The sequence below is a fragment of the Nocardioides sp. LS1 genome (genome assembly GCF_003865225.1).
In the GTDB taxonomy this organism is placed as follows: Bacteria; Actinomycetota; Actinomycetes; order Propionibacteriales; family Nocardioidaceae; genus Nocardioides; species Nocardioides ginsengisegetis.
Genome location: NZ_BIFF01000001.1, coordinates 518133 through 542928, shown reverse-complemented (window position 1 = coordinate 542928; position 24796 = coordinate 518133). Strand labels below are relative to the sequence as shown.

General features: G+C 71.9%; 21 protein-coding genes and 1 tRNA gene. 9 read left to right on the top strand and 13 right to left on the bottom strand.

Going from position 1 to position 24796, the window contains the following annotated elements; all coding sequences use genetic code 11:
• Positions 1–53: 53 nt before the first annotated feature.
• The gene (locus EJF31_RS02560; protein ID WP_125035520.1) at positions 54–1514 is read right to left on the bottom strand and encodes an RNB domain-containing ribonuclease; all 1461 of its coding nucleotides are present in this window, start codon (positions 1512–1514) and stop codon (positions 54–56) included.
• A 75-nt stretch (positions 1515–1589) separates the two neighbouring features.
• On the opposite strand from EJF31_RS02560, the gene EJF31_RS02555 reads away from it, so the two are divergent.
• A complete protein-coding gene (locus EJF31_RS02555) occupies positions 1590–2411 on the top strand; it encodes a YaaA family protein (protein WP_260430584.1) in 822 nt (273 codons plus the stop codon).
• A 3-nt stretch (positions 2412–2414) separates the two neighbouring features.
• Here the strand turns inward: EJF31_RS02555 and EJF31_RS02550 are convergent, their stop codons facing one another.
• The 4 genes from EJF31_RS02550 to EJF31_RS02535 all read right to left on the bottom strand — a co-directional run bounded on the left by EJF31_RS02550 (position 2415) and on the right by EJF31_RS02535 (position 7103).
• Positions 2415–3617 carry a bifunctional RNase H/acid phosphatase gene (locus EJF31_RS02550; protein WP_125035518.1) on the bottom strand — a complete coding sequence of 401 codons (1203 nt, stop codon included), beginning with the start codon at positions 3615–3617 and terminating at the stop codon, positions 2415–2417.
• Positions 3614–4267, bottom strand: coding sequence for a zinc ribbon domain-containing protein (locus EJF31_RS02545; protein ID WP_260430616.1), 654 nt, complete (start codon positions 4265–4267; stop codon positions 3614–3616). Before EJF31_RS02545 ends, EJF31_RS02550 begins: the two co-directional genes overlap by 4 nt.
• Before the next feature lie 86 nt (positions 4268–4353).
• Positions 4354–5499, bottom strand: coding sequence for a Nif3-like dinuclear metal center hexameric protein (locus tag EJF31_RS02540; protein ID WP_125035517.1), 1146 nt, complete (start codon positions 5497–5499; stop codon positions 4354–4356).
• A 53-nt stretch (positions 5500–5552) separates the two neighbouring features.
• A complete protein-coding gene (locus EJF31_RS02535) occupies positions 5553–7103 on the bottom strand; it encodes an AMP-binding protein (RefSeq protein WP_125035516.1) in 1551 nt (516 codons plus the stop codon).
• Positions 7104–7173: 70 nt separating this feature from the next.
• On the opposite strand from EJF31_RS02535, the gene EJF31_RS02530 reads away from it, so the two are divergent.
• On the top strand, positions 7174–8538 hold the full coding sequence (locus EJF31_RS02530; RefSeq protein WP_260430583.1) for an MFS transporter: 1365 nt from the start codon (positions 7174–7176) through the stop codon (positions 8536–8538).
• Here the strand turns inward: EJF31_RS02530 and EJF31_RS02525 are convergent.
• The 7 genes from EJF31_RS02525 to EJF31_RS02495 form a co-directional block, all read right to left on the bottom strand.
• A complete protein-coding gene (locus tag EJF31_RS02525; RefSeq protein WP_125035514.1) occupies positions 8445–8837 on the bottom strand; it encodes a hypothetical protein in 393 nt (130 codons plus the stop codon). The genes EJF31_RS02530 and EJF31_RS02525 overlap by 94 nt on opposite strands.
• Positions 8837–10216 carry a DUF4331 domain-containing protein gene (locus EJF31_RS02520; RefSeq protein WP_125035513.1) on the bottom strand — a complete coding sequence of 460 codons (1380 nt, stop codon included), beginning with the start codon at positions 10214–10216 and terminating at the stop codon, positions 8837–8839. The genes EJF31_RS02525 and EJF31_RS02520 overlap by 1 nt, the downstream gene beginning before the upstream one ends.
• Positions 10216–10470 (bottom strand): twin-arginine translocation signal domain-containing protein, encoded by a 255-nt coding sequence (locus EJF31_RS02515; RefSeq protein ID WP_125035512.1) that lies wholly within the window; start codon positions 10468–10470, stop codon positions 10216–10218. The genes EJF31_RS02520 and EJF31_RS02515 overlap by 1 nt, the downstream gene beginning before the upstream one ends.
• A gap of 105 nt (positions 10471–10575) precedes the next feature.
• Positions 10576–10647 (bottom strand) — tRNA-Val (locus tag EJF31_RS02510).
• 236 nt (positions 10648–10883) lie between these two features.
• The gene (locus tag EJF31_RS02505; protein WP_125035511.1) at positions 10884–11348 is read right to left on the bottom strand and encodes a peroxiredoxin; all 465 of its coding nucleotides are present in this window, start codon (positions 11346–11348) and stop codon (positions 10884–10886) included.
• Between the two features lie 60 nt (positions 11349–11408).
• Positions 11409–13031 (bottom strand): AMP-binding protein, encoded by a 1623-nt coding sequence (locus EJF31_RS02500; RefSeq protein WP_125035510.1) that lies wholly within the window; start codon positions 13029–13031, stop codon positions 11409–11411.
• A 24-nt stretch (positions 13032–13055) separates the two neighbouring features.
• The gene (locus tag EJF31_RS02495) at positions 13056–13499 is read right to left on the bottom strand and encodes a DUF3052 domain-containing protein (protein ID WP_125035509.1); all 444 of its coding nucleotides are present in this window, start codon (positions 13497–13499) and stop codon (positions 13056–13058) included.
• A 293-nt stretch (positions 13500–13792) separates the two neighbouring features.
• Here EJF31_RS02495 and aceE point away from each other — a divergent pair, with 293 nt between their 5' ends.
• Positions 13793–16525 (top strand): pyruvate dehydrogenase (acetyl-transferring), homodimeric type, encoded by a 2733-nt coding sequence (gene aceE, locus EJF31_RS02490; RefSeq protein ID WP_260430615.1) that lies wholly within the window; start codon positions 13793–13795, stop codon positions 16523–16525.
• Between the two features lie 602 nt (positions 16526–17127).
• On the opposite strand, the gene EJF31_RS02485 is transcribed toward aceE, so the two are convergent.
• Complete coding sequence (locus EJF31_RS02485) at positions 17128–18078, bottom strand: alpha/beta fold hydrolase (RefSeq protein WP_260430582.1); 951 nt, start codon at positions 18076–18078, stop codon at positions 17128–17130.
• A gap of 136 nt (positions 18079–18214) precedes the next feature.
• On the opposite strand from EJF31_RS02485, the gene EJF31_RS02480 reads away from it, so the two are divergent.
• From EJF31_RS02480 to EJF31_RS02455, 6 genes are all read left to right on the top strand, one after another.
• The gene (locus EJF31_RS02480) at positions 18215–19411 is read left to right on the top strand and encodes a CdaR family transcriptional regulator (protein WP_260430581.1); all 1197 of its coding nucleotides are present in this window, start codon (positions 18215–18217) and stop codon (positions 19409–19411) included.
• Positions 19412–19490: 79 nt separating this feature from the next.
• The gene (locus EJF31_RS02475; RefSeq protein ID WP_125035507.1) at positions 19491–20675 is read left to right on the top strand and encodes an acyltransferase domain-containing protein; all 1185 of its coding nucleotides are present in this window, start codon (positions 19491–19493) and stop codon (positions 20673–20675) included.
• Positions 20675–21694, top strand: coding sequence for a beta-ketoacyl-ACP synthase III (locus tag EJF31_RS02470; RefSeq protein ID WP_125035506.1), 1020 nt, complete (start codon positions 20675–20677; stop codon positions 21692–21694). The genes EJF31_RS02475 and EJF31_RS02470 overlap by 1 nt, the downstream gene beginning before the upstream one ends.
• Before the next feature lie 73 nt (positions 21695–21767).
• Positions 21768–22016 (top strand): acyl carrier protein, encoded by a 249-nt coding sequence (locus EJF31_RS02465; RefSeq protein ID WP_220481562.1) that lies wholly within the window; start codon positions 21768–21770, stop codon positions 22014–22016.
• A 78-nt stretch (positions 22017–22094) separates the two neighbouring features.
• Complete coding sequence (locus EJF31_RS02460) at positions 22095–23360, top strand: beta-ketoacyl synthase (protein ID WP_125035504.1); 1266 nt, start codon at positions 22095–22097, stop codon at positions 23358–23360.
• The gene (locus EJF31_RS02455; protein ID WP_125035503.1) at positions 23360–24796 is read left to right on the top strand and encodes an acyl-CoA carboxylase subunit beta; all 1437 of its coding nucleotides are present in this window, start codon (positions 23360–23362) and stop codon (positions 24794–24796) included. Before EJF31_RS02460 ends, EJF31_RS02455 begins: the two co-directional genes overlap by 1 nt.

Genomic DNA, 24796 nt, shown 5'->3' with positions numbered 1-24796 from the left:
CAGCGGCCGTCAGCCTCGAACATCGGGCACGAGCGCATTTCGGGGCCGGTGCCTCAGGCCAGCTCGAAGGCGACCTTCCGCGTCGCGACGTCCGCGGCCACCAGCCGGGCCTGGACGTCCGTGCCGAGCGGGAGGGCCGTGGCCGAGGAGACCGGGCCCTCGACGGCCGGCTCCTGGAGGGTGAGGACGCCTCGCGTCGGCGTCTTCTCGTCCACGTCGACGACCACCGCGTCGAAGGTCTCGCCCACGCGCCCCTGGAGCACCCCGGCCTCGACGAGGTCCAGGACGGCCCCTTCGTACTGGTGGGCACGGTGGCCCGACTCCGAGAGCACCTTCGGCAGGTCGTGCAGCTCCGAGAGCACCCACATCGGGACCTCGGTGCCGGCGCAGAGCGCCACGCAGATCTCGCCGGCGAAGCGGTCGCCCAAGCGGCGCAGCGGCGCGGTCACGTGGGCGTACTCCGACGCCAGCGCGGCGTGCTGGGGCTCGGCCGGCACCTCGCCGTCGAAGCCGACGTACCCGCTCCCCCGCAGCAGCCGCGTGCACGCGTTGACCATCGCGGCGTGCTGGGGCTTGCGCGGGTCCAGCGAGCGGATGAAGTCGGGGTAGAGCTGCTCGGCCGGCCACTCGATGCCGAGCGCGCGGGCGGTGCGGTGCAGGCGCTGGACGTCGTGCGGGTCCGGCGGCGGGAGCGTGCGCAGCAGGCCGACCCGGGCGTAGACCATGAGCGAGGCGGCACCGAAGCCGGTCAGCAGCGAGATCTGGGCGTTCCAGTTCTCCACCGGCAGCAGGGTGCGGAACTCCAGCGACCAGGAGTCACCGGCCACGGTGACCTCCTGCTCGGGCAGCGGCAGCGAGACGCCGCCCCGGGCCGCCTCGCGCTCGAGGCGCTTGGCGCCCAGCTCGGCCAGCAGCTGGAGCGACTCCGACGCCGACCCGTCGTCGATCGAGCGCTGCACGGACGCGTAGTCCAGCTTGGCCGTGGACCGGACGAGCGCGCGCTCGACCTTCACGTCGGTGCCCTCACCGGTGTCGTCGCAGCGGATCGTCCAGAGCAGTGCCGGCCGGACCTGCTCGGGCAGCAGCGAGGCGGCGCCCTCGGAGAGCACCTTCGGGTGCAGCGGCACCTTGGAGTCCGCCCCGTAGAGCGTCTCTCCGCGCCGGTGCGCCTCGAGGTCGACCGGGTCCCCGGGCGCCACGAACGCGGCGACGTCGGCGATCGCGTAGTGGACGCGGTAGCCGTCGCGGTCCCGCTCGATGTGCAGCGCCTGGTCGAGGTCCATCGAGCTCGGCGGGTCGATGGTCACGAACGGGATGTCGGTGCGGTCGAGGTCCGGCAGCCGTGGCGCGGCCGCGGCCGCAGCCGCGGCCTCCTCCACCTCGGGCGGGAACTCCGGCGAGACCTTGAGGTCGGCCTGGATCGCCGCGATTCCCTGCCGGAGCCCCTCGGCGGCCACGCGGTCGCTCTCGGAGTCGCCGGCCGGACGGACGTGCACCACTCGGTTGCTGGGCATGTCCAGCACCCTAGGACACTTCGGCCGCCCACCGGAGACCTCGGCACGGCGTCCGCACCCCGGACCGCCTAACCTATGCGCGTGCTGATCCTGCTTCCCCCGAGCGAGGGCAAGAGCGCCCCGCGGCTGGGCAAGCCCCTCGAGCTCGCCGACCTGAGCTTCCCGGTCCTGACGCGGCCGCGCGGCATGGTCATCGACGCGCTCGTGGACCTCTGCTCGGTCGACATCGACCCCACCCTGCCGATGCACTCGCGCGTCCTCGTGGACCTCGCGGCACGCACGCTGGGCATCAGCGACGGCCAGCGCGACCTGGTGCACCTCAACGGGCGCCTGCACACCTCGCCGTCCGCCCGGGCCGACAAGGTCTACACTGGCGTCCTGTACGACGCCCTCGACCCCGCGACGCTCTCCACGTCGGCCAAGCGCCGCGCGGCCACCCGCCTCGCGGTCACCTCCAGCCTCTTCGGGCTGGTCCGGCCGAGCGACCGCATCCCGGCGTACCGCCTCTCCGGCGACGCCAACCTCCCCGGCCTCGGCTCGGTGGCCGCGGTGTGGCGCGAGTACCTCGGCGACGCCATCCACCTCGGCATGGGCGACGGGCTGCTGGTCGACCTCCGGTCGACGATGTACGCCGCGTTCTGGCGACCGCCCGCCAGCCTGGCCGACCGGGTGGCGACCGTGCGGGTGCTGCACGAGGTCGACGGCAAGCGCCAGGTCGTCAGCCACTTCAACAAGTCGACGAAGGGCCGGATCGTCCGCGACCTGCTCGAGGACGGCGGCAACCCGCGCACCCCCGGCAAGCTCGCCGACCTGCTGACCGACCTCGGCTGGAAGGTCGAGCTGGGCGAGCCCACCAAGAAGGGCACCCAGCTCGACGTCATCGTCACCGACGTCTGAGGATCACCAGCGCTGCTGGGCGAACGCGTCGTGCCCGGGAGGCAGCGCGTTGAACATCCGCATCGACGCGCGCGGCTCGGTGCCGCCCGGGCCACCGCGGAAGAACGACAGCACCGACACCGAGGCCGGTGACAGCTCCATCCGGAAGACCGCCTCGAGCGGCGCGTCGACGGCGTGCGCGACGAGCGTCTTGATCGGCGTCACGTGGCTGACCACGACGACGGTCTTGCCGGCGTGGGCGTCCAGGAGCCGCTGCAGGCCGCCGAGGACCCGCTCCTCGACGACGCGGAACGACTCGCCCCCGGCCGGAGCCTCGTCGAGCGATCCCAGCCAGCGGTCGAGCTCCTCGGGGTGCCGCTCGGCCACCTCGCCGAACGTCAGCCCGTCCCAGTGCCCGAACTCCATCTCCGCGAAGCCCGGCTCCTCCTCGACCTGCTTGCCCAGGACGGCGGCGACGATGTCGGCCGACTCGCGGGTGCGGCGCACCGGCGAGGCGATGACGACGTCGACCTTCTCGGCCAGCGGCGACAGCCACTCGGCGGCCGCACGGACCTGGTCGCGGCCCTCCTCGCTGAGCCCGGGGTTGGCGCTCGCGAGACCGCCGGAGAAGCGCTTCTCGACGGTGTGCGGCGTGACGCCGTGGCGCACCAGCACCACCGTGGTCGGCTCCCCCGCCGGGGCGGTCCACCCGCGCGCCGGCTTCTCGATCTCCTCGATCAGGCTCTCGGCGTCGGGGTCCTCGCCGGCCGCCGTCACACCGTGCCGCAACCCGTCCAGGGCCTCGTTGGCCAGCCGGTCGGCGTGCGCGTTCTGCTCCCGCGGCACCCAGGTGTACGTCGTGCCCGCCGGCGCGAGCCGGCCCGCCTCGGCGGCCAGCGGCTTCATGTCGGGGTGCTTGATCTTCCAGCGCCCCGACATCTGCTCGACGACCAGCTTGGAGTCCATCCGGACCTCGACCTCGGCCCCGGGCGCGAACTCCGCGGCCATCCGCAGACCGGCCACGAGGCCGGAGTACTCCGCGACGTTGTTGGTCGCGAAGCCGATCCGGGTGCCGTCCTCCGCGATCACCTCGCCCGTGTCGGCGTCCTTCAGCACGGCGCCGTACGCCGAGGGGCCGGGGTTGCCGCGCGAGCCGCCGTCGGCCTCGATGACCACCCTGCGGTGATCGAGCTTGCCGGTTCGGTGATCGAGCTTGTCGAGATTCACAGACCCGACTCGGCCGTGCGGACCAGGATCCGTGAGCACTCCTCGCACCGGATCACGAGGTCGCTCGGCGACGCCTTGATGACCGCCAGCTCGGCGTTGTCGATGGAGAGCTGGCAGCCGCTGCAGCGGCGCTGGCGCAGCTCGGCGGCGCCCACGCCGCCCTTCTGGGTGCGCAGTCGGTCGTAGAGCGCCACCAGGTCGTCCGGCAGGCCCTCGGCGGCCAGGCCGCGGTCGGCCTCGACCTTGGCGAGCTGGAGGTCGATCTCCGCGGTCTTCTGGTCGCGCGCCAGCATGAGCTCGGCGAGCTTCTCGTCGGCCTCGCGGACCTTGCCGGAGAACTCGTCGAGGGTGCGCTGCGCCTCCTCGAGGCGGGCCATCACCTCGAGCTCGTCGTCCTCGAGCGAGGTGATCCGGCGCTCGAGCGACTCGAGCTCGTGGGTCATCCGCTCGAGGTCCTTGGGGTTGGTGACCAGGCCCTGGTCCATCCGGCTGCGGTCCCGCTCGCGGCGGGCCTTGACCGTCTCGACGTCGGAGTCGACCTTCTGCTGCTCGACGGCCAGGTCGTCGACGGCGATCTGCGCGTCGCGGGCCTGGTCGTCGCTGGACTTGCGCGTCGTCTGGAGGGCGACGATCTCGGCGAGCTCGGGCAGGTTGGCCCGCTGGTGGCGCAGCTGGTCCGCCTTGGCGTCGAGCTCCTGGACTTCCAGGAGCTTCTGCTGGGCGGTGGGGTCGGCTTTCAGGGTGTGCTCCTCGAGACTCGGAACTGCCAGGGGTCGGTGCGGATCGTGCTCACACGGGTGTCCACCGTATCGTCCGCGTCCCCGGCGAGCGCCGCCGCCAGCCGTCTCTCGACCACGGGCAGCCAGGTCCACTCCGCCGCCCAGTGCGCGACGTCGATGACGGCCGGCCCGCCCTTCTCCACGAACTCCGCGGTGGGGTGGTGCCGCATGTCGCTGGTGACGTAGACGTCGGCGTCGGTCCGGAGCACGGCGTCGAGCAGGAAGTCGCCCGCGCCGCCGCACAGCGCTACCCGTCGTACGACGCGTGCGGGATCGCCCGCGACCCGCACGCCCTGCTCGCTGGCCGGCAGCGCGTCGGCCACCGTGGCCGCGAACTCGGCGAGCGTCGTCGCCTCGACCGAGCCGATCCGGCCGGCGCCGGTGTCGCTGGTGCCGGGGTCGGCGAGCTCGACCACGTCGTAGGCCGGCTCCTCGTAGGGGTGGGCGGCGAGCATGGCCGCCACGACGGCGCTCCGCCGGCCGCGGGCCAGCACGGCCGAGACCTGCACCTCGCCCACGACCTCGGGCCGGCCCACCTCGCCGATCGCGGGCGTCGCGCCGGGGAGCGGCCGGAAGCGGCCCTCGCCGGGCGTGCTGAAGGAGCAGGAGTCGTAGTCGCCGATCGCCCCGGCCCCGGCCCCGGCCAGGGCGGCCCGGACGGCCTCGGCGCTCTCCGCCGGGACGTGCACGGTCAGCTTGTCCAGCGCGGTGTCGGCCGAGGGCTGCACGGGTGTCACGTCGGTCAGCCCGAGCGCGGCGGCCAGCGCCTCGGACACCCCGCCCTCGGCCCGGTCGGCGTTGGTGTGCGCGGTCAGCAGCGCACACCCGGCCGCGGCCAGGGTCGCGAGCGTGCGGCCCTTGGGCGTGGTGGCCGCGAAGCCGTGCACGGGCTTGAGGAAGAGCGGGTGGTGCACCACCAGCAGGTCGGCGCCCCAGGCGGCCGCCTCCTGCGCGACCTCGAGGGTCGGGTCGACGGCGAAGAGCACCTTGCGCACCGGTGCCGCCGGGTCGCCGTACACCAGCCCGACGGCGTCCCAGCCGTCGGCGGTGGCGGGTGGGTACCACCCGTGCAGCAGGTCGACGACGTCGCGCAGCGCAGGCATGGCGCCCATTGTCGTTGATCGAGATCTTTTGTCGGTGATCGAGCCTGCCGAGATCAGTTGACCTGCCGGCCGTAGCCCTCCCAGTAGGGCGCCCGCAGCTTGAACTTCTGCAGCTTGCCGGTGGCGGTGCGGGCGAGCTCGTCGCGGAACTCCACCGACGTGGGCGCCTTGTAGCCCGCGGCCTTGTCCTTGCACCACGCGATGAGGTCGGCCTCGGACGCCTCCTGCCCCTCGGCCAGCACGACGAGGGCCTTGATCGTCTCGCCCCACTTCTCGCTCGGCACCCCGATCACGGCGACCTCGGCGACGGCGGGGTGGCTGAACAGCACGTCCTCGACCTCGATCGAGGAGACGTTCTCGCCGCCGGTGATGATCACGTCCTTCTTGCGGTCGCTGATCGTCAGGTAGCCGTCGTCGCCCAGCACTCCCCCGTCGCCGGTGTGGAACCACCCGCCGGCCAGCGCCCGCTCGGACTCCTCCGGCTGCTCCCAGTAGCCCTCGAGCACGACGTTGGACCGGGCCAGCACCTCCCCGGCGTTCTCCTCGTCCTCCGAGATCTTCAGGCGTACGCCGAGCGCCGGTGCCCCGGCCCGCGTGAGCAGCGAGGCGCGCTCGAGCGGCTCGAGGTCGTCCCACTCCGCCCGGGAGCGGTTGAAGGTCAGCAGCGGCGAGGTCTCGGTGAGGCCGTAGATCTGGATGAACTCCCAGCCGAGCTCCTGCTCGACCCGCGCGACGGTCTTGGTCGGCGGCGGGGCACCGGCCATGATGATCCGGACCTTGTCGCGGCCGGGGATCTCGCCCTCCCAGTCCTGGGCGGCGTCGAGCACGGCGGCGGCCACGGCCGGGGCAGCACACATGACGGTGACGCCGTGGTCGCGGACCCGCCGCAGGATCTCGGCGCCGTCGATCTTGCGGATCACGACCTGCTTGACGCCCAGCCCGGTCATCGCGAACGGCATCCCCCAGCCGTTGGCGTGGAACATCGGCAGCGTGTGCAGGTAGACGTCGCGGTCGGTCACGGCGGCGTGCATCGCGAACGTCACCGCGTTGACCCAGATGTTGCGGTGGGTGATCTGCACGCCCTTGGGCCGCGCGGTCGTGCCGGAGGTGTAGTTGATGCAGGCGGTGGCGTTCTCGTCGGGCTCCCAGGGCTTCGGCTCGGCCCCCTCCGCCGCGTAGAGGTCGTCGTCCTGCCCGATCACGAAGCGGTGCTCCGCGGTGACGTCCTTCAGCTCCTCGTCCAGCTCCGGGTCGACGACCAGGACCCGGGCGCCGGAGTGCTGGACGATGTACTGCACCTCGTCGGGGCGCAGCCGGAAGTTGACCGGCACCAGGACCCGGCCGAACCCCGCCACGCCGAAGAACGACGTGAGCAGCCGCGCGCTGTTGTGGCTGACCACCGCCACCCGGTCGCCGAACCCGATGCCCAGCTCGTCGAGCCGCGCCGCCTGCCGCCGGGCCAGCGCACCGATCTCCGCGTAGGTCAGCTCGCCACCGCCCAGCGGCGCGGCCGGCTGGTTCGGCTCGTCCACGCAGCCGGTCCGGGCGCCGTAGACCTGCACGGCTCGGTCGATGAAGTCGGACACGCTGAAGGGCACGATCATCAGGGGCTCCTCGGGGCGACTCGCTGTGACGCCTGCCACCTTAGCCACCGCGAAGGGCTACGGTTCGAGGGTGATCTCGGGAGACACGCCGGTCCGACGCGACGTCGGTCGGCTCTGGGCGGCGTACGCCGTGAGCGAGGCCGGCACCGCCGTCGGCGCCGGGGCACTGCCCCTGGTGGCGCTGCTGGTGCTGCACCTCGGCCCGCTCGAGGTCTCCGTGGTCGCCGCCCTCAGCGGCATCGTCGCCGCCGTCCTGGCCCTGCCCCTGGGATCGCTCATCGAGTTCCGCCCCAAGCGGTCCGCGATGGTCGCCGCCGACCTGGCCCGGTTCGCCGCATTCGGCAGCGTGCCCGTCGCCGCCGCGTTCGGCGCCCTCACCTACGCCCACCTCTGCGCCGTCGCCGTGGTCCAGGCGCTCGGCGTGATCGCGTTCGGCGCAGCCAGCGGCGCCCACCTCAAGGCCCTGGTCCCGGCCGACGAGCGGCTGCAGGTGGTCAGCCGCTTCGAGACGACCTTCTGGACCGCGACCACGGTCGGCCCGCCGATCGGCGGCGCTCTGGTGTCGCTGGTCGGGGCGACCGCCTCGATGGCGGTCGACGCAGTCTCGTTCCTGCTCTCGGCGATCGGCGTACGTCGTCTGCGGACGCCCGAGCCCGCGCCCCCGGTCCGCAGGCCGGGCACCAACCGGCGCTCGGACCTCGCCGCGGGCTGGCGCGAGATCCACGCCCACCGGGGCATGCGCGCCCTCTTCTGGAACTCCCTGCTCTGCGGCGGCTCGCTGATGATGGCGGCCCCGCTCGTGCCGGTGCTGATGCTCCGCGACCTCGGCTTCGCCCCCTGGCAGTACGGCCTGGCCCTCGGCGTCCCCGGGCTCGGCGGCATCGTCGGCGCGCTCCTGACCCCCCGCCTCACCCAGCGGTACGGCGCCCGCCGGGTGCTGATGACCTCCGGCGTCGCCCGGACGATGTGGATGTCGCTGATCGCGCTGGCGACGCCGGGCGCGACCGGCCTGGTCCTGATCATCACCGCCAACACCCTGCTGCTGCTCAGTGCCGGCGCCTTCAACCCCTCGTTCACGGCCTACCGCCTGACGGCGGCGCCCGACGACCACGTCGTCCGCGTGATCGCCTCGTGGTCGATCAGCCAGCGCACGGCGCAGCCCATGTTCATGCTGGCCGGCGGCGTGCTCGCCGAGGCCACCAGCGCCCGCACCGCGATCCTCGTGGCCGCGGTCCTGCTCGTCTCCAGCGCCGCGCTGCTGCCCTGGCGGGCCCCGGACGCCGGACCGCCCGGCTCAGCACCCCCATGCGGTGCTGAGACGGGCGGCCTGTCGGACGTGGATCAGGCGGCGGGCCAGGTGGCCGTGGCCACCGCTCCCCCGGTGACCTCGACGGTCAGCTGCACGTCGTCGGTGCCCTTCGGGACGAGGACGTAGCGGCCCTCGACCAGCTCGGGGAACACCAGCGACGGCACCTCGTCGCCCTGGACCGGACGGTTCACGACGGCCACGTGCGGGCGGTGCCCGTGGGTGTGGTCGTGCGTGTGCCCGTGGTCATGGCCGTGCGCGTGGTCGTGGCTGTGGGTGTGCTGGTGCCCCAGCTCGCCCTCGGACACGATCTCGATCTCCTCCCCCTCCATCGAGGCCGGCATGGTCACGACGAGCGCGCCCACGTCGCCCCCGATGTCGAGCAGGACGGAGCCCTGCCCGGCGAAGGGGTTCTCCTGGGTGCCCATCACGAGGCCTGCGTCGTGCCGGGCTCGGTCTGGTAGCCACCACCCGGCAGCCCGAGGTAGGGGAACTCGTTGGTCGCACCGGCGTTGCTGTTGCTCGTGCCGTCCTCGACGGCGCTGGCGGCGCCGTCGGGGGTGTACGACGGGTCGACGACCGGGATCGTCAGCCCCGCGATCGCCCGCAGCTCGATGGTCACCACGTCATCGTCGATGCGGCGACCGTTCGGGAAGCCGGCCGGGTCGCCGCCGACGAGCCCGAGCTTGTTCGGGCTCGAGGCCGGCGGGATGGCCAGGTTGAGGCGCAGCATGTCGGCCTGCACCGGACCCGTGTAGTTCTGGAACCCCGGGATGACGCCTCCCGGGATGCCGGTCATCAGGACGGCGTTGAGGTCCGCTCGCGGCTTGTCGTAGGCCGCGAGGTTGGGGAAGACGCCCGGGTAGAGGACCGGGAGAAGTCCCTGGAGCTCCGGCTTGTTGACGTACTTCGTGTAGCGCGAGTCGCCCTTCGGCTGGCGGACGTTCCACTGGTCCTTCTCGGCCATCGGCACGATGACCTCGTTGAACAGCGGGTTGCCCAGGCGGGAGACCTGCTTCCACGGACCGTGGCCGACGTAGGAGCCCGAGTCGTAGTCGAAGATCCGCGAGGCCCGGCGGCTGGCGGTGGCCCAGACGCCGACGACGGCCTTGGGGTCCATCGGGTCGCTCGGGGCCACCCCGTTGCGGGTGAGCTCCTTGATCGGCACCTGCAACGCGATGGTGTGCACGTTGTAGGACTGCACGGAGTTGACGCCGTTCATGTTCGGCATCGAGATGAGGTGCGCCTCGTTGAAGGGGCGCAGCGCCCCGAGGTCGAACACGCTGCCGAGGTCGACGTGGAAGGCGTCGGCCCGCTGGCCGGCGAAGACCATGCGGCCGCCCGGCAGGGCGTGCTTGGCCTCGTTGGACAGCGTGGCGTAGTCCGGGGTGCTGCGCTTGCCGACGTTGACCGGCGGGCACGGCAGGTTCTTGCCGAGCACCTTGGCCGTGCCGTTCTTGATCCGGGTCACGGAGTAGTACTGCGGCCGGTTCCAGGTCGTGTCGTCGATGTGCATGATCTGGCCGGTGTTGTAGAGGAACGTCTTGGCGTTCCTCACCCGCGTGTGGAAGCGGAACTGGTAGGTGATGTCGGCCTCCGCCTTGCCCTTGTTCGAGACGTGGATCTCGTAGAGGACGTCGTCACCGAACTCGTAGAAGTTCGGGCCGCCGTCCGGCTTCTGCAAGGGGATGAAGTTGGCGATCAGGACCGCCTGGGTCGGCGACGACGGGCTGACGAAGGCGTAGACGTCGGTGCCGTCGGCGACCGGGTCCTTGGCGATCTCGGGTGCTTCGCGGTGGGACGACATCACTCGCCTCCCGCTGCGTTGAGGATGCGGGTCACGAGGTCGCGGTCGTGCACGACCACCTCACGCTCCCCGACCATCAGCCGGAGCTCGTCCGACCGGTGGTTCTTGACGTAGGCGACCACGGCCGCCTTGGCCGCGTCCGGACGCATCCGGGCGCTGGCGTCGGCTGCTTCGGACGTGACGGCGACGGCGCCCACGGCGACCGTCCCCGCTCCCGCAGCGGCCAGGAAGTTCCTTCTGCTGGTCTCACTCATTGCTGTGCCCTCCACAAGGGTCCGGGCGCCTCGATGTGAGGCGCGCCACAAGGGCTTCGGAGCCGAGGCGGATCCGGATGGGAGGCGAGGTGGGAGGCGGGTGAGTGGGCGCAGAGGGGATCGAACCCCCGACCACCTCGTTGTAAGCGAGGGGCTCTACCGCTGAGCTATACGCCCGTGGCTCGTCGGAGCGGCGTCAGACTACGCGAGCGCCGGGGCCGCGCGGGAATCCGGGTGCCGGTGGGAAAAAGGTCCGGAAATAGGTCGAACCGCTGGCGTCTCGGGTCACCAGCGGTTCAACAAGTTCAAGATTAGGGGGGTCGTTCAAGGGCCGTCACGGGTTTGTCGGAAAGTTGTCCGAAAACTCCGGCAATGGTCCAGACCACCCCCCGGGGGTGCCGGTTTCCGGACGGTCAGGTCGCGGCGACGAGCTGCTTCAGGTGCTCGTCGAGGTCGCGTCCCTCGGGCAGCGCGTTGTGGACCGCCCAGCGGACCATCCCCTGCCGGTCGATGACGTACGACGACCGCCGGGCCACACCCTTGGTCTCGTCGAAGACGTCGTAGGCCCGGGCCACCTCGCCGTGCGGCCAGAAGTCGGAGAGCAGCGGGAAGTTCAGCCCGTCCTGGTCGGCGAAGGCGCGCAGGGAGTAGACCGGGTCGGTCGAGATCGCGAGCACCTCGGTGTCGAAGGTCATGAACTCCGCCAGCCGGTCGCGGATGCCGGCCATCTCCCCGGTGCACACCCCGGAGAACGCCCACGGGTAGAAGATGATCGCCACGGCCTTGGTGCCGCGGTAGGACGACAGGGTGACGTCCTGCCCGAACTGGTCGCGCAGGGTGAAGTCGGGGGCCGGTCCGCCCAGGGAGAGTCCACTCATGGTGGCTCCATCCTCGCACCCGGCGCGGACAGCCCCGCATCCGGCTGGTCGGGGGGCAGGTCAGCTCTTGTCCAGCTCCCGCTTGAGCACCTTGCCGGTCGCGTTGCGCGGCAGCTCGTCGAGGAAGACGAAGTCACGGGGCACCTTGTAGCGGGCGAGGTTCTCCTTCACCCAGTCCTTGAGCGTCTCCTCCGAGACCTCGCCCCGGGTGACCACGAAGGCCTTGAGCCGCTTGCCGAAGTCGGGGTCGTCGACGCCGATCGCAGCGACCTCCACCACCGACTCGTGGCGGGCCAGGCAGTCCTCGACCTCCTTGGGGAAGACGTTCTCCCCGCCGGAGACGATCATCTCGTCGTCGCGGCCCTCGACGTACAGGCGCCCGTCGGGGCCGAAGCGGCCGACGTCGCCGCTGGACATGAGTCCGTCGACGACCTCCTTGTGGCCGCCGCCGGTGTAGCCCTCGAAGAGCAGGCTGTTGCCGACGAAGATCCGGCCGGACTCCCCCGCCGGGAGCTCCTTGCCCTCGGGGTCGAGGATCTTCACGATCGTCGCCCACGGCGGCCGGCCGGCCGAGGACGGCGCCTCGCGCAGGTCGACCGGGTTGGCGATCGAGGCGTAGGCGACCTCGGTCGAGCCGTAGATGTTGTAGAGGTTGTCGCCGAACTGGTCCATCCAGCTCACGGCGAGGTCGCCCGGCAGCGCCGAGCCCGACGCCGCCACGACCTTGACCTGCGAGAGGTCGTAGGACGCACGCGTCTCCTCCGGGAGGTTCATGATCCGCTGCAGCATCACCGGGATCACCACCAGGGACTGGCAGCCCTCGGCCTCGGTGACGCGCAGCGCCTCCTCGGGGTCGAACTTGCGGCGCAGCACCACCGTGGAGCCGAGCAGCATCGACATGGCCAGGTGGGCGAAGCCCCAGGTGTGGAACAGCGGGGCCGCGATGTGGGTGCGCCAGCCGTAGCGCAGCGGCATCCGGGACAGGAGCGAGACCGCCGCGTCGATGCCGGCCTCGTTGCGCGGCGCGCCCTTGGGAGTGCCGGTGGTGCCGGACGTCAGGATCACGATCCGGGTGTGCCGCTCGGGCGGCTCGAGATCGCCGGCGGCGTGGGAGGAGATCAGCCCCTCGATCGTCGCGACGTCGGCGCCGAGGTCGTCGGAGTCGACCCACGCCACGACGCGGTTCTCGATCGTCGCCCCGGACAGGAGCTTGGTGAACTCCTCGTCGTGGACCACGACGGTCGGCTTCTCGCGCTCGAGCACGTCGGCCAGCTGCGGCCCGGCGAACGCGGTGTTGAGGTAGAGGATGTCGGCGCCCAGCTTGGAGACCGCGATGCTGGCGTCGACGAAGCCGCGGTGGTTGCGGCACATGATCGCGACGCCGTCGCCCTCGCGTACACCGATCTCCCGCAGCGCGCGCGCCAGCGCGTTGGAGCGCTGGTGCATCTCACCGAACGTCAGCGACCCGAGCTCGTCGATGAGGCCGATCTGGTCGGGGGCGCGGACGGCCAGCGAGGTGAACCCGCCCGCCGGCCCGGTGCCCCAGCGGCGCAGGGTGCGAGCCAGTCCGGCCAGCACCAGCGGGGAGTAGGGCCGGATGATCCCGGCCTCGGTGAGCACCTTCAGGCTCGTCCCGCCGGCCGCTGCGCGACCGAGGGCGGAGCCGAGGAGGGAACGGAGCACGCGGGGTCCTTGGGGCTGGTCGGGTCAGGCCGGGGTCTTGGGCGCGACGAGGCGTGTGGCCTGCCAGTCCTTGCTCACCGCGGCGGTGGTGGTCTGGGCGAGGCCGGCGATCGGCGCGGCCTCGGCGATGTCGGCGGCTTCCACGGCCTGCGCACGGCCGACCTTGGGGGTGAGCAGCCAGATCGCGCCGCCCCCGACGAGGTCGGTCAGCGCATCGACCAGGCCGTCGACGAGGTCACCGTCATCGGCGCGCCACCACAGCAGCACGGCATCGACCACGTTGCCGTAGTCGCCGTCCACCATGTCGGCGTCGATGGTGTCCTCGATCGCGACCCGGAGCTCGTCGTCGGTGTCGTTGTCCCAGCCGAGCTCCTGGATGACCATCCCGGGCTTGAAGCCCAGCCGGCCAGCAGGACCGGCGTCGGGTCCGTCTGTCTGGGTGGACCCGCCACCCGCGGTCGAGCTCACTGAATCCTCCAGTCGCGTCACATCCACCGTCCGGCTCCCGGGCGGCGACCCGGGCCCACGATGAGGCCAAGGTGGGGAGTAGTCCAGCGGAGTTGGGGCGGCTCCGCAACCCGTGTCCACAGGGAGGGGCTCCAAAACGCCTGCTCAGGGCCCCTCAGGAGGGGGCCGCTGAGACTACCGATGGGTAAATTCCCTGAGGTTCGGGAGCGTGCAACGATGAGCGGGTGACCGAAGAGACATCCACCACTTCAGGCACGACCTCCTCGACGACGACCAGCCCCCGATCGGGCTCGATCGCGTCCGTCATCCACGAGGGTCTGCCCACCCAGCTGCCGGACATCGACCCGGACGAGACCAACGACTGGATCGCGTCGTTCGACTCGATGGTCGACGAGCGCGGCCGCGACCGTGCCCGCTACGTCATGCTGCGCCTCCTCGAGCGCGCGCGTGAGATGCAGGTCGGCGTGCCGGCGCTGCGCAGCACCGACTACATCAACACGATCCCGCCCGAGCGCGAGCCCTGGTTCCCCGGCGACGAGGAGGCCGAGCGCCGCATCCGCGCCTTCATCCGCTGGAACGCCGCGGTCATGGTCTCCTCGGCCAACCGCAAGGGGCTCGAGGTCGGCGGCCACATCGCCACCTACCAGTCCTCGGCCAGCCTCTACGAGGTCGGCTTCAACCACTTCTTCCGCGGCAAGGACCACCCCGGCGGCGGCGACCAGATCTACATCCAGGGCCATGGCTCCCCCGGCATCTACGCCCGCGCCTTCCTCGAGGGCCGGCTGGAGGAGGAGCAGCTCTACCGCTTCCGCCAGGAGGTCCAGCACGGCGCCCACGCCGGCCTGCCGTCGTACCCCCACCCGCGCCTGATGCCGGACTTCTGGGAGTTCCCGACGGTCTCCATGGGGCTCACGGGCATCAACTCGATCTACCAGGCGCGGTTCAACCGCTACCTGCAGAACCGCAACATCAAGGACACCAGCGAGCAGCGCGTGTGGGCGTTCCTCGGCGACGGCGAGATGGCCGAGCCCGAGTCGCTGGGCGCCATCCGGGTCGCCGCCCGCGAGGAGCTCGACAACCTCGTCTGGGTCATCAACTGCAACCTCCAGCAGCTCGACGGCCCGGTCAACGGCAACGGCAAGATCATCCAGGAGCTCGAGGCCAACTTCCGCGGTGCCGGCTGGAACGTCATCAAGGTGGTCTGGGGCCGCGAGTGGGACCCGTTGCTGGCCCGCGACGTCGACGGCGTCCTGGTCAACAGGATGAACACCACCCCGGACGGTGCGTTCCAGACCTACTCCACGGAGAAGGGGGACTACATCCGCGAGCACTTCTTCGGCACCGACCCGCGGCTGCGCAAGATGGTCGAGCACATGACCGACGACCAGATCGTGAAGCTGCCCCGCGGTGGCCACGACTACCGCAAGGTCTACGCCGCGTTCGACGCCGCGACCAAGCACGCCGGCCAGCCGACCGTGATCCTGGCCAAGACCATCAAGGGCTGGACGATCGACGCGCTGGAGGGCAAGAACGCCACCCACCAGATGAAGAAGCTGACCCAGGACGACCTCAAGAAGTTCCGGGACCGCCTCTACCTGCCGATCTCCGACCGCGACCTCGAGCGCTCCTACGAGGAGACCGGCGCCGCGCCGTTCTTCCACCCCGGCAAGGACGCCCCCGAGATCCAGTACATGAAGGAGCGTCGGGCGGCCCTGGGCGGACCGGTCCCCAAGCGGGTCCTGCGCGCCAAGGACCTCCAGCTGCCCGCCGACTCGGTCTACGCCGAGCTGAAGAAGGGCTCGGGCAAGAACTCCATCGCCACCACCATGGCCGTGGTGCGCCTGCTCAAGGACTGGATGAAGGACCCCGAGATCGGCAAGCGCCTCGTGCCGATCGCCCCGGACGAGTACCGCACGTTCGGCATGGACGCGATGTTCCCGAGCGCCAAGGTCTACAACCCGGCCGGCCAGCAGTACGAGTCGGTCGACCGCAAGTTGTTGCTCTCCTACAAGGAGTCCCCGCAGGGCCAGATGCTGCACGAGGGCATCTCCGAGGCCGGCGCCATGGCCTCGGCGACGGCTGCCGGCTCGGCGTACTCCACCCACGGCGAGCACATGATCCCGTTCTACATCTTCTACTCGATGTTCGGCTTCCAGCGGACCGCCGACTCGATCTGGGCGATGGCCGACCAGCTCGCGCGCGGCTTCCTGATCGGCGCCACCGCGGGTCGCACCACCCTGACCGGTGAGGGCCTGCAGCACGCCGACGGCCACTCGCCGCTCATCGCGGCGACCAACCCGGCAGTCGTGCACTACGACCCGGCGCAGGCCTACGAGGTCGCGCACATCATGCAGTCGGGCCTCGAGCGGATGTACGGCGAGAACTCCGAGGACGTGATCTTCTACATTACGGTCTACAACGAGCCCGTCCAGCACCCGGCCGAGCCCGAGGACGTCGACGTCGAGGGCATCCTCAAGGGCATCCACCGCGTGGGCACCGCCGACGGTGAGGGGCCGCGCGTGCAGCTGCTCGCCTCCGGCGTGGGCCTCCCGTGGGTCCGCGAGGCCGCCCGGATCCTCGCCGAGGACTACGGCGTGCAGTCCGACACCTGGTCGGTCACCTCGTGGAACGAGCTGGCCCGCGACGCCGTCGCGGCCGAGCAGTGGAACCTCCTCCACCCGGGCGAGTCGCCGCGCACGCCGTACGTCAGCGACAAGCTGGCCGGGGCCCGTGGCCCCGTCGTGGCCGTCTCGGACTACATGCGGGCCGTCCCGCTGCAGATCGCACGCTGGGTGCCCGGTGACTACCGGGTGCTCGGTGCCGACGGGTTCGGCTTCGCCGACACCCGCCCGGCCGCCCGTCGCTTCTTCCACATCGACGCCCAGTCCGTCGTCGTCCAGGCGCTCCAGGCGCTCGCGGACGCCGGCGAGATCGGCCGCGAGAAGGTCGAGGAGGCGTTCGCGAAGTTCCGCATCGACGACCCGACCGCCGTCGCCGGCGTGAAGCAGGAGGGCGGGGACGCGTAGCGACTCCGACCACAGCGGGGCGGTGACCAGTGATGGTTGCCGCCCCGTTGGTCATTTCGGGGGGAACTCGGGTGCGCCGCGTAGCCGACCGCGTCTCGCCGTCAAGGAGCTTCGCCCGCTTCGCGGCGCCTTCGGCGTCCTTGACCCCGAGCCTCGCGCGATCGGCTCCAGGCGGCGGTCGGGGCGGCCGGCGCTCGCTCCGCTCCGTCCGCCGCCCCGCCCCAGGCGCACCCCCGACCACACTGGCCACACCCGGTCCGGATCTCCCGGTAGAACCTGTTCCGATTGGGCGAAAACGGCACGATTTCCGGCCGAAATTCTGCTGGTTTTGACCAATCAACGCTCCGATGGGGCGGACGGGACCCGCGGGACCCCACCAGCCCCAGCACCCGACCAGGGCGCCCGCGCATGCGGGCGGCGCGGGCGTAGCCCGTGCCGACAGCGCGCTGCCCGGCCGACCGTCCGGGTCCCGGTGTCAAGGACGGCGAAGCCGCCGCGCAGCGGACCGAGCGGAGCGAGGGTCCTTGACGCCGGGAGACGGTCGGCCACGCGCGCGGGCGCCACAACCACCCCAAGCAGATGCGCCGACTCGACGAGTCGGATCAGCCAGCCTCGATCTCCGTGACCGGCGCGAGGACGGGCACGGGGACCGGCCCGTGCTTGAGCAGGTTGCGGAAGCGGGCGCGCGAGTACGTCGCCGGCTGGGTGGTGCGGATGAACTCGTTGACGATCTTGGCGAAGCGGTGCGGGTGGTCCTTGTGCGGGAAGTGTCCGGCGTTGGGGATCACCTCGACCCGGGCGTTGGGGGCCAGGGCGGCGGCGTTGCTGGCGTGCCGGACCGGGATGACCTTGTCGTCGCGTCCCCACACGACGCACATCGGCATCTCCTCGGTGAGGTAGGCGCGGTCGGCCATGGTGACGATCTGGCCCCGCCAGTCCACGACGGCGCGCACCACGTGGCGGATCGCGTGCCGGGCGTGCGGGTCCTTGAAGGAGTTGTAGATCTCGGCGACCTCGTCGAGGTCGCGGGTGTGCTTCCACGAGGTGGTCGACAGGGCACGCAGCCCGGCCATGCCGAGGTGGCGGACACCGGGCAGCGTCAGCACGCCCATCACCTGGTGGAAGCCCGGGGTCGTGATCGCCCGGATCCCGTGGCTCACCTCGGGCCCGAGGCCGCCGGAGGCGACGAGGATCAGCCGCTCGGTGCGCTCGGGGAACTGGTAGGCGAACTGCATCGCCACGCCGCCGCCGAAGCTGTGGCCGACGACCGTCACCTTGTCGATGCCGAGCACCGTCAGCAGGTCCCGCATGCCGTTGGCGTAGCCACCCACGCTGTAGTCGGCCCGCGGCTTGTCCGACAGGCCGTGCCCCAGCATGTCCGGGGCGATGACGGTGTAGCGCTTGGCCAGCGAGTCGATCACCGGCTCCCACGTCGTGTGGTCGCATCCGAGACCGTGCAGCAGCAGGACCACGGGGCCCTGACCGGCCTTCACGAAGGCCCTGCGGTGGCCGTGCAACGTGAGGTACTGGACCTCATGGGGGGTGTCGGACACCGAGAGCCTCCTGGCTACCCCAACCCGTGGGGCGTAGATGTCGGATTCAACCAGAACACGTTCCCGTTGGGCAGAGCGAAAGCCCTTGTTTTACAAGGGTTTTACGGGAAATGTCCGTTCGGACTAGTGTCCGAGCGTGACTCCCGCACGCGGCCGCGCCCAGCGCGCCCGGGCCGCCGACGCCCTGCAGCGCTCCACGGGCGCGCTCAGCACCACCGCCACGGCCCGGATGGACGCCGAGATGCCATGGTTCCGGGAGCTCTCGGCCGAGGACCGCAGCTGGGTCGGGCTGATCGTCCAGGCCGGTATCCGCGGGTTCGTCGACTGGTACCGCACCGCCGACGCGGCGGACCGGGGCACGGCGCTGGCCGCCTCCGTCTTCGGTGCGGCACCCCGGGCCCTGGCCGGCGTGATCACCCTCCAGCAGACCGTCGACCTCGTCCGGCTCTCCATCGAGGTGGTCGAGAGCAACATCGACTCGCTCCTCGACCCGGCCGACGCCCCCGAGGTGCACGCGGCGGTGCTGCAGTACGCCCGCGAGGTCGCCTTCGCGACCGCCGAGGTCTACGCCCGGGCCGCCGAGGTGCGCGGCGCGTGGGACGCCCGGCTCGAGGCGCTGGTCGTCGACGCGGTGCTGCGCTCGGAGGCCGACGAGGCGCTGCTCTCCCGGGCCAGCGCCCTCGGCTGGTCCTCCCACGGCGAGGTCGCCGTGGTCCTGGGTGCGGTCCCCGGCCAACGCACCGAGACCGACCTCTTCGACGAGGTACGCCGGGCGGCGAAGGCGGCCGGCATGGACGCGCTCTGCGCGGTCCAGGGCGAGCGCCTCGTCGTCCTGCTCGGCGGGGTCAAGGACAACCGGGACGCCGCCGAGGTGGTGGTGCACCTCTTCGGCGACGGCCCGGTCGTGGTCGGCCCGGTGGCCGAGGACCTGAGCCGGGCCTACGTGTCGGCCCGCGCCGCCCTGTCGGCCCACCGCTCGGCGACCGGCTGGCCCGAGGCGCCGCGACCGGTCCGCAGCGCGGACCTGCTGCCCGAGCGGGCGCTCGCCGGTGACGGCCACGCGCGCCGGCACGTGGTCGACGAGATCTACCTGCCGCTGGTCCGGGCGCGGGGCACGCTGATCGAGACGCTGTCGGCGTACTTCCGCCACAACTCCTCGATCGAGGGGACCGCCCGGGCGCTGTTCGTGCACCCCAACACGGTCCGCTACCGCCTCAAGCAGGTCACGGAGACGACCGGGCACTCGCCGTCGGACGAGCGCGACGCGTTCACACTCCGGATCGCGCTGGTGCTGGGTCGGCAGTCCGGTCGCGGCGACGAGCGGTCTTTGTAGGAACCCTACAAAGAATCGCCCACCAGATTCGTGAGTGCCGGAGGCGCCCCACAGCCCTCCGGCCCGCCACTCTTGTCATGTGCTCGTCATCGTCGCTCCCGGTCAAGGCGCTCAGACGCCCGGTTTCCTCACGCCCTGGCTGGAGGACCCGACCTTCGCGTCGCGCTTCTCCTGGCTCTCGACGGTCGCGGGGCTCGACCTCGCCCACTACGGCACCGAGGCCGACGCGGAGACCATCCGGGAGACCCAGATCGCCCAGCCGCTGCTGGTCGCGACCGGCCTGATCGCCGCCCTCGAGCTCTTCCCGCACCCGGGCGACGCGTTCGACCAGGTCGGCGCCGTGGCCGGCCACAGCGTCGGCGAGCTGGCCGCTGCCGCCGGCGCCCGGGCGATCAGCGCCGAGCAGGCGATGGTGCTGGTCCGCGAGCGCGGCAAGGCCATGGCCGAGGCCGCCGCGGCCACCCCCACCGGCATGACCGCGGTCCTGGGCGGCGACCGCGAGGAGGTGCTGGCCAGCCTGGCCAAGCACGGGCTGACGGCCGCCAACGACAACGGCCCGGGGCAGATCGTGGCCGCCGGCACCATGGAGCAGCTGGCCGCCCTCGCCGCCGACCCGCCCACCAAGGCCCGCCTCACGCCGCTCAGCGTCGCCGGCGCCTTCCACACCGAGCACATGGCACCCGCCGTCGGCCACCTGGCCAAGCTGGCCGTCTCGGTCTCGGTCCACGACCCGCGCATCCCCCTGATCTCCAACAAGGACGGCCGGGTCATCCACTCCGGCCCCGACGTGCTCCGCCGGATCGTCGGCCAGATCGCCAGCCCGGTCCGCTGGGACCTCTGCATGGAGGCGATGACCGACCTCGGCGTCACCGGCATCATCGAGATGCCGCCGGCCGGCGTCCTGACCGGCATCGCCAAGCGCAACCTCAAGGGCGTCGAGACCTTCGCGCTCAAGACCCCCGACCAGCTCGACGACGCCCGCGCGTTCTGCCAGAAGCACGGCGAGGGTTCGATCATCGACACCACGCCGACCTGGCGCCTGGTGGTCTCGCCCTCCAAGGGCACCTTCCACATCGACGGCGCGGCCGCCGACGCGCCGCGGCTCGACGTCGGAGCGGCCATCGGCGACGTCGCCAGCTCGCGCGACCGGGTCAGCGTGACCGCCGACCACGGCGGCGAGGTCGTCGAGTGGCTCGTCGAGGACGGCGACCTGGTCTCCCCCGGCCAGCCGCTGCTCCGCCTGCACCCGGAAGGCGTCTCCTGATGACCACTCCCTCGCTCCAGTCCTCCACCGGCGCGCCGCACGCCGCGATCCTCGGCATCGGCGCCTACCGCCCCGAGCGGATCGTCCCAAACTCCGAGGTCGTCGAGGCGATCGACTCCAGCGACGAGTGGATCCAGCAGCGCTCCGGCATCAAGGCCCGCCGGTGGGCCGGCCCCGAGGAGTCGGTGCAGATGATGTCGGTGGCGGCCGCGCGCCAGGCGCTCGAGCGCGCCGGCATCGACGCCCGCCAGATCGACTGCGTCGTCGTGGCCACCGTGAGCCACATGCTCCAGACCCCGGCCGTGGCGACGGCGATCGCGCACGAGCTCGGCACCGACCAGGCCGCGGCCTTCGACATCTCCGCGGCCTGCGCGGGCTTCTGCCACGGCATCGCGATGGCCTCCGACTTCATCCGCGCCGGCAGCGCCCGCCACGTGCTGGTGATCGGCGTCGAGCGGCTCACCGACATCCTCGACCTCAACGACCGCGGGACGGCCTTCATCTTCGCCGACGGCGCGGGCGCGGCCGTGGTCGGACCCAGCGAGACCGCGGGCATCGGCCCGGTCGTGTGGGGCTCCGACGGCGAGCAGTTCGACCTGATCCGGCAGAAGGAGGACTGGCGCGACGTGGTCGGCTCGGCCGACAACCCCGGCAGCGGGACGATGCCCCACCTCGTGATGCAGGGCAACCCCGTCTTCCGGTGGGCGTCGTACGCCATGGCGACGGTCAGCCAGCAGGCCCTCGACCGCGCCGGGGTCACCCTCGACCAGCTCGACTGCTTCGTCCCCCACCAGGCCAACATGCGGATCATCGACGCGATGGCGCGCTCGATGAAGCTGCCCCCGACCGTCCGGATCGCCCGCGACATCGCCGAGCAGGGCAACACCTCGGCCGCGTCGATCCCGCTCGCCCTCGACCGGATGATCGCCGAGGGCGACGCCAAGTCCGGCGACCTGGCCCTGCTCGTGGCGTTCGGCGCCGGCCTGGCGTACGCCGCGCAGGTCGTCACCATCCCGTGAGCACCCTGACCACCCAGAACTGCACCACAGCTCGACCGAGCAGCACACCACCCACCCAAGGAGAAGGAACAACCTGATGGCCACCACCGAAGAGATCCGCGTCGACCTCGCCGACATCGTCAACGAGGTTGCCGGCATCGACGCCGACGACGTCCAGCTCGACAAGTCCTTCGTCGACGACCTCGACGTCGACTCGCTGTCCATGGTCGAGGTCGTCGTGGCCTGCGAGGAGAAGTTCGGCGTCTCCATCCCCGACGACGAGGTCAAGAACCTCAAGACCGTCGGCGACGCCGTCGCGTTCATCGAGCGCGCCCAGAGCTGACCGGGCCGGCGCCGGCGGGTCCCCCGCCGGCGCCCCCTGCTCGAGCAACCACCGCGAAGAACCGGAGTTGAGGACACAATGAGTCGCACAAGAGTCGTGGTGACCGGACTGGGCACCACCAGCCCCGTCGGCGGCGACGTCGCCAGCACCTGGGACGCACTCGTCGCCGGACGCTCCGGCGTCCGCTTCCTGACCGACGACTGGGCCGAGCAGATGCCGGTCAAGATCGCCGGCCGCATCGCGGTCGAGCCCACCGAGGTCCTGGAGCGGGTCAAGGCCCGCCGCCTGGACCGGTCCTCGCAGTTCGCGATGGTCGCAGCCATGGAGGCCTGGAAGGACTCCGGCCTCGACGCCGCCCAGGAGTCCGGCGACCTCGACGGCGACCGGGTCGGCGTCGCGATGGCCTCGGGCATCGGCGGCGTGACGACCCTCCTCGACAACTACGACGCGCTCAAGGAGAAGGGCCCCCGCCGGGTCTCTCCCCTGGCCGTCCCGATGCTCATGCCCAACGCCCCCGCGGCCCAGATCAGCCTGTACGTCGGCGCCCGCGCCGCCGTGAACACGCCGGTCTCCGCCTGCGCGTCGGGCAACGAGGGCATCGCCCTCGCGGTCGACCAGATCCGCCTCGGCCGGGCCGACGTGGTCCTGGCCGGCGGCACCGAGGCCGCGATCCACCCGCTCCCGATGGCCGCCTTCGCCAACATGATGGCGCTGTCCAAGACGGCGAGCGGCCCCGAGGGCGGCGACCCGACGGCGGTCTCCCGCCCGTGGGACACCGGCCGCGACGGCTTCGTCCTCGGCGAGGGCGCCGGCGTCCTGGTCCTGGAGTCCTACGAGCACGCGGTCGCGCGCGGCGCCCGGATCTACGCCGAGGTGCTCGGCGCCGGCATCACCGCCGACTCCCACGACATCGCCCAGCCCGACCCGGCCGGCCGCGGCGGCACCCGCGCCATCCTGCGCTGCCTGGCCGAGTCCGAGATCTCGGCCTCCGACATCGCCCACATCAACGCCCACGCCACCTCGACCCCGCAGGGCGACATCGCCGAGGGCCTGATGATCCACGCGACGCTCGGCAGCCACGCCTCCGACGTCGTGGTCACCAGCACCAAGTCGATGACCGGCCACCTCCTCGGCGGCGCCGGCGCCCTCGAGGCGATCGCCACCGTCATGGCCCTGCACCACCGGGTCGTGCCCCCGACGATCAACCTCGACAACCTCGACCCCCAGGTCGAGCTCGACATCGCCACCAAGCCGCGCGACCTCCCGGTCGGCGACATCGCGGCGCTGAACAACTCCTTCGGCTTCGGTGGCGCCAACGTCGCCGTCGCGTTCGGGACGATCTGATGACGACCGCACCCGCCGCGGCGAAGCCCGCCAAGCTGCCCCGCGAGGAGGACCCGCGCAACCCGGTCCACCGGCTCACCGCGCTCCTCGACGACGGCACCCTCGAGCTGATCACGCCCGACGACGACTCCGGCATGCTCGCCGCGGTCGGCGCGGTCAACGGCACCCGGGTCGTGGCGTTCTGCTCCGACGCGACCGTCATGGGCGGCGCGATGGGCGACGTGGGCTGCCGCGTCGTCGTCGACGCCTACCACCGCGCGATGACCGACGGCGTGCCGATCATCGGCCTGTGGCACTCCGGCGGCGCCCGCCTGGCCGAGGGCGTGCTGTCCCTGCACGCGGTCGGCCGGATCTTCCACGTGATGACCCAGGCCTCGGGCAAGATCCCGCAGATCTCGGTGGTGCTCGGCCCCGCGGCCGGCGGCGCGGCGTACGGCCCCGCCCTCACCGACGTGGTGATCCTCGGCCCCGAGGGCCGGATCTTCGTGACCGGCCCGGACGTGGTCCGCTCGGTCACCGGCGAGGACGTCGACATGCTGCGCCTCGGCGGCCCCGAGCCGCACGGCCGCCGCTCCGGCGTCGTCCACATCCTCACCGAGTCCGAGGAGGAGGCCCTCGGCCGGGCGCGCACCGTCGCCAACCTGCTCGGCTCGCAGGGCAGCCTCGTCGTGGCCGATGTCGAGGACCGGGACCTCGAGGCGATCCTGCCCGAGTCCAAGAAGCGCGCCTACGACGTGCACCCGCTCGTGGAGTCCGTGCTCGACGAGGGCACCGCCCAGGAGCTGCACGCGCGCTGGGCGCCCAACATCGTCACCGCCCTGGGCCGCTTCGGCGGTCGCACGGTCGGCGTGGTCGCCAACAACCCGCTCCGCCTCGGCGGCTGCCTCGACTCGCTCTCGGCCGAGAAGGCCTCGCGGTTCGTGCGGATGTGCGACGCCTTCGGCGTCCCGCTGATCGTCATCGTCGACGTGCCCGGCTACCTCCCCGGCGTCGGCCAGGAGTGGGACGGCGTGGTCCGCCGCGGCGCCAAGCTCCTGCACGCCTTCGGCGAGTGCGTCGTCCCCCGCGTCACGCTGGTGACCCGCAAGACCTACGGCGGCGCCTACATCGCCATGAACGCCCGCTCCCTCGGCGCGACCAAGGTCTTCGCCTGGCCGGGCGCCGAGGTGGCCGTGATGGGCGCCGTGGCGGCCATCCGGGTGCTGCACCGCCGCAAGCTGGCCGAGGTCTCCCCCGACATCCGCCCGCAGGTCGAGGCCGAGCTGGCCGCCGAGCACGAGCGGATCGCCGGCGGTGTCGACAAGGCCGTCGAGATCGGCGTCGTCGACGAGGTCGTCGCGCCCTCGGCGACCCGGTCGACCATCGCCAGGGCGATCGACGACGCGGTCCAGGAGGGCGGCGTACGCCGGGGGTACCACGGCAACATCCCGCTGTAG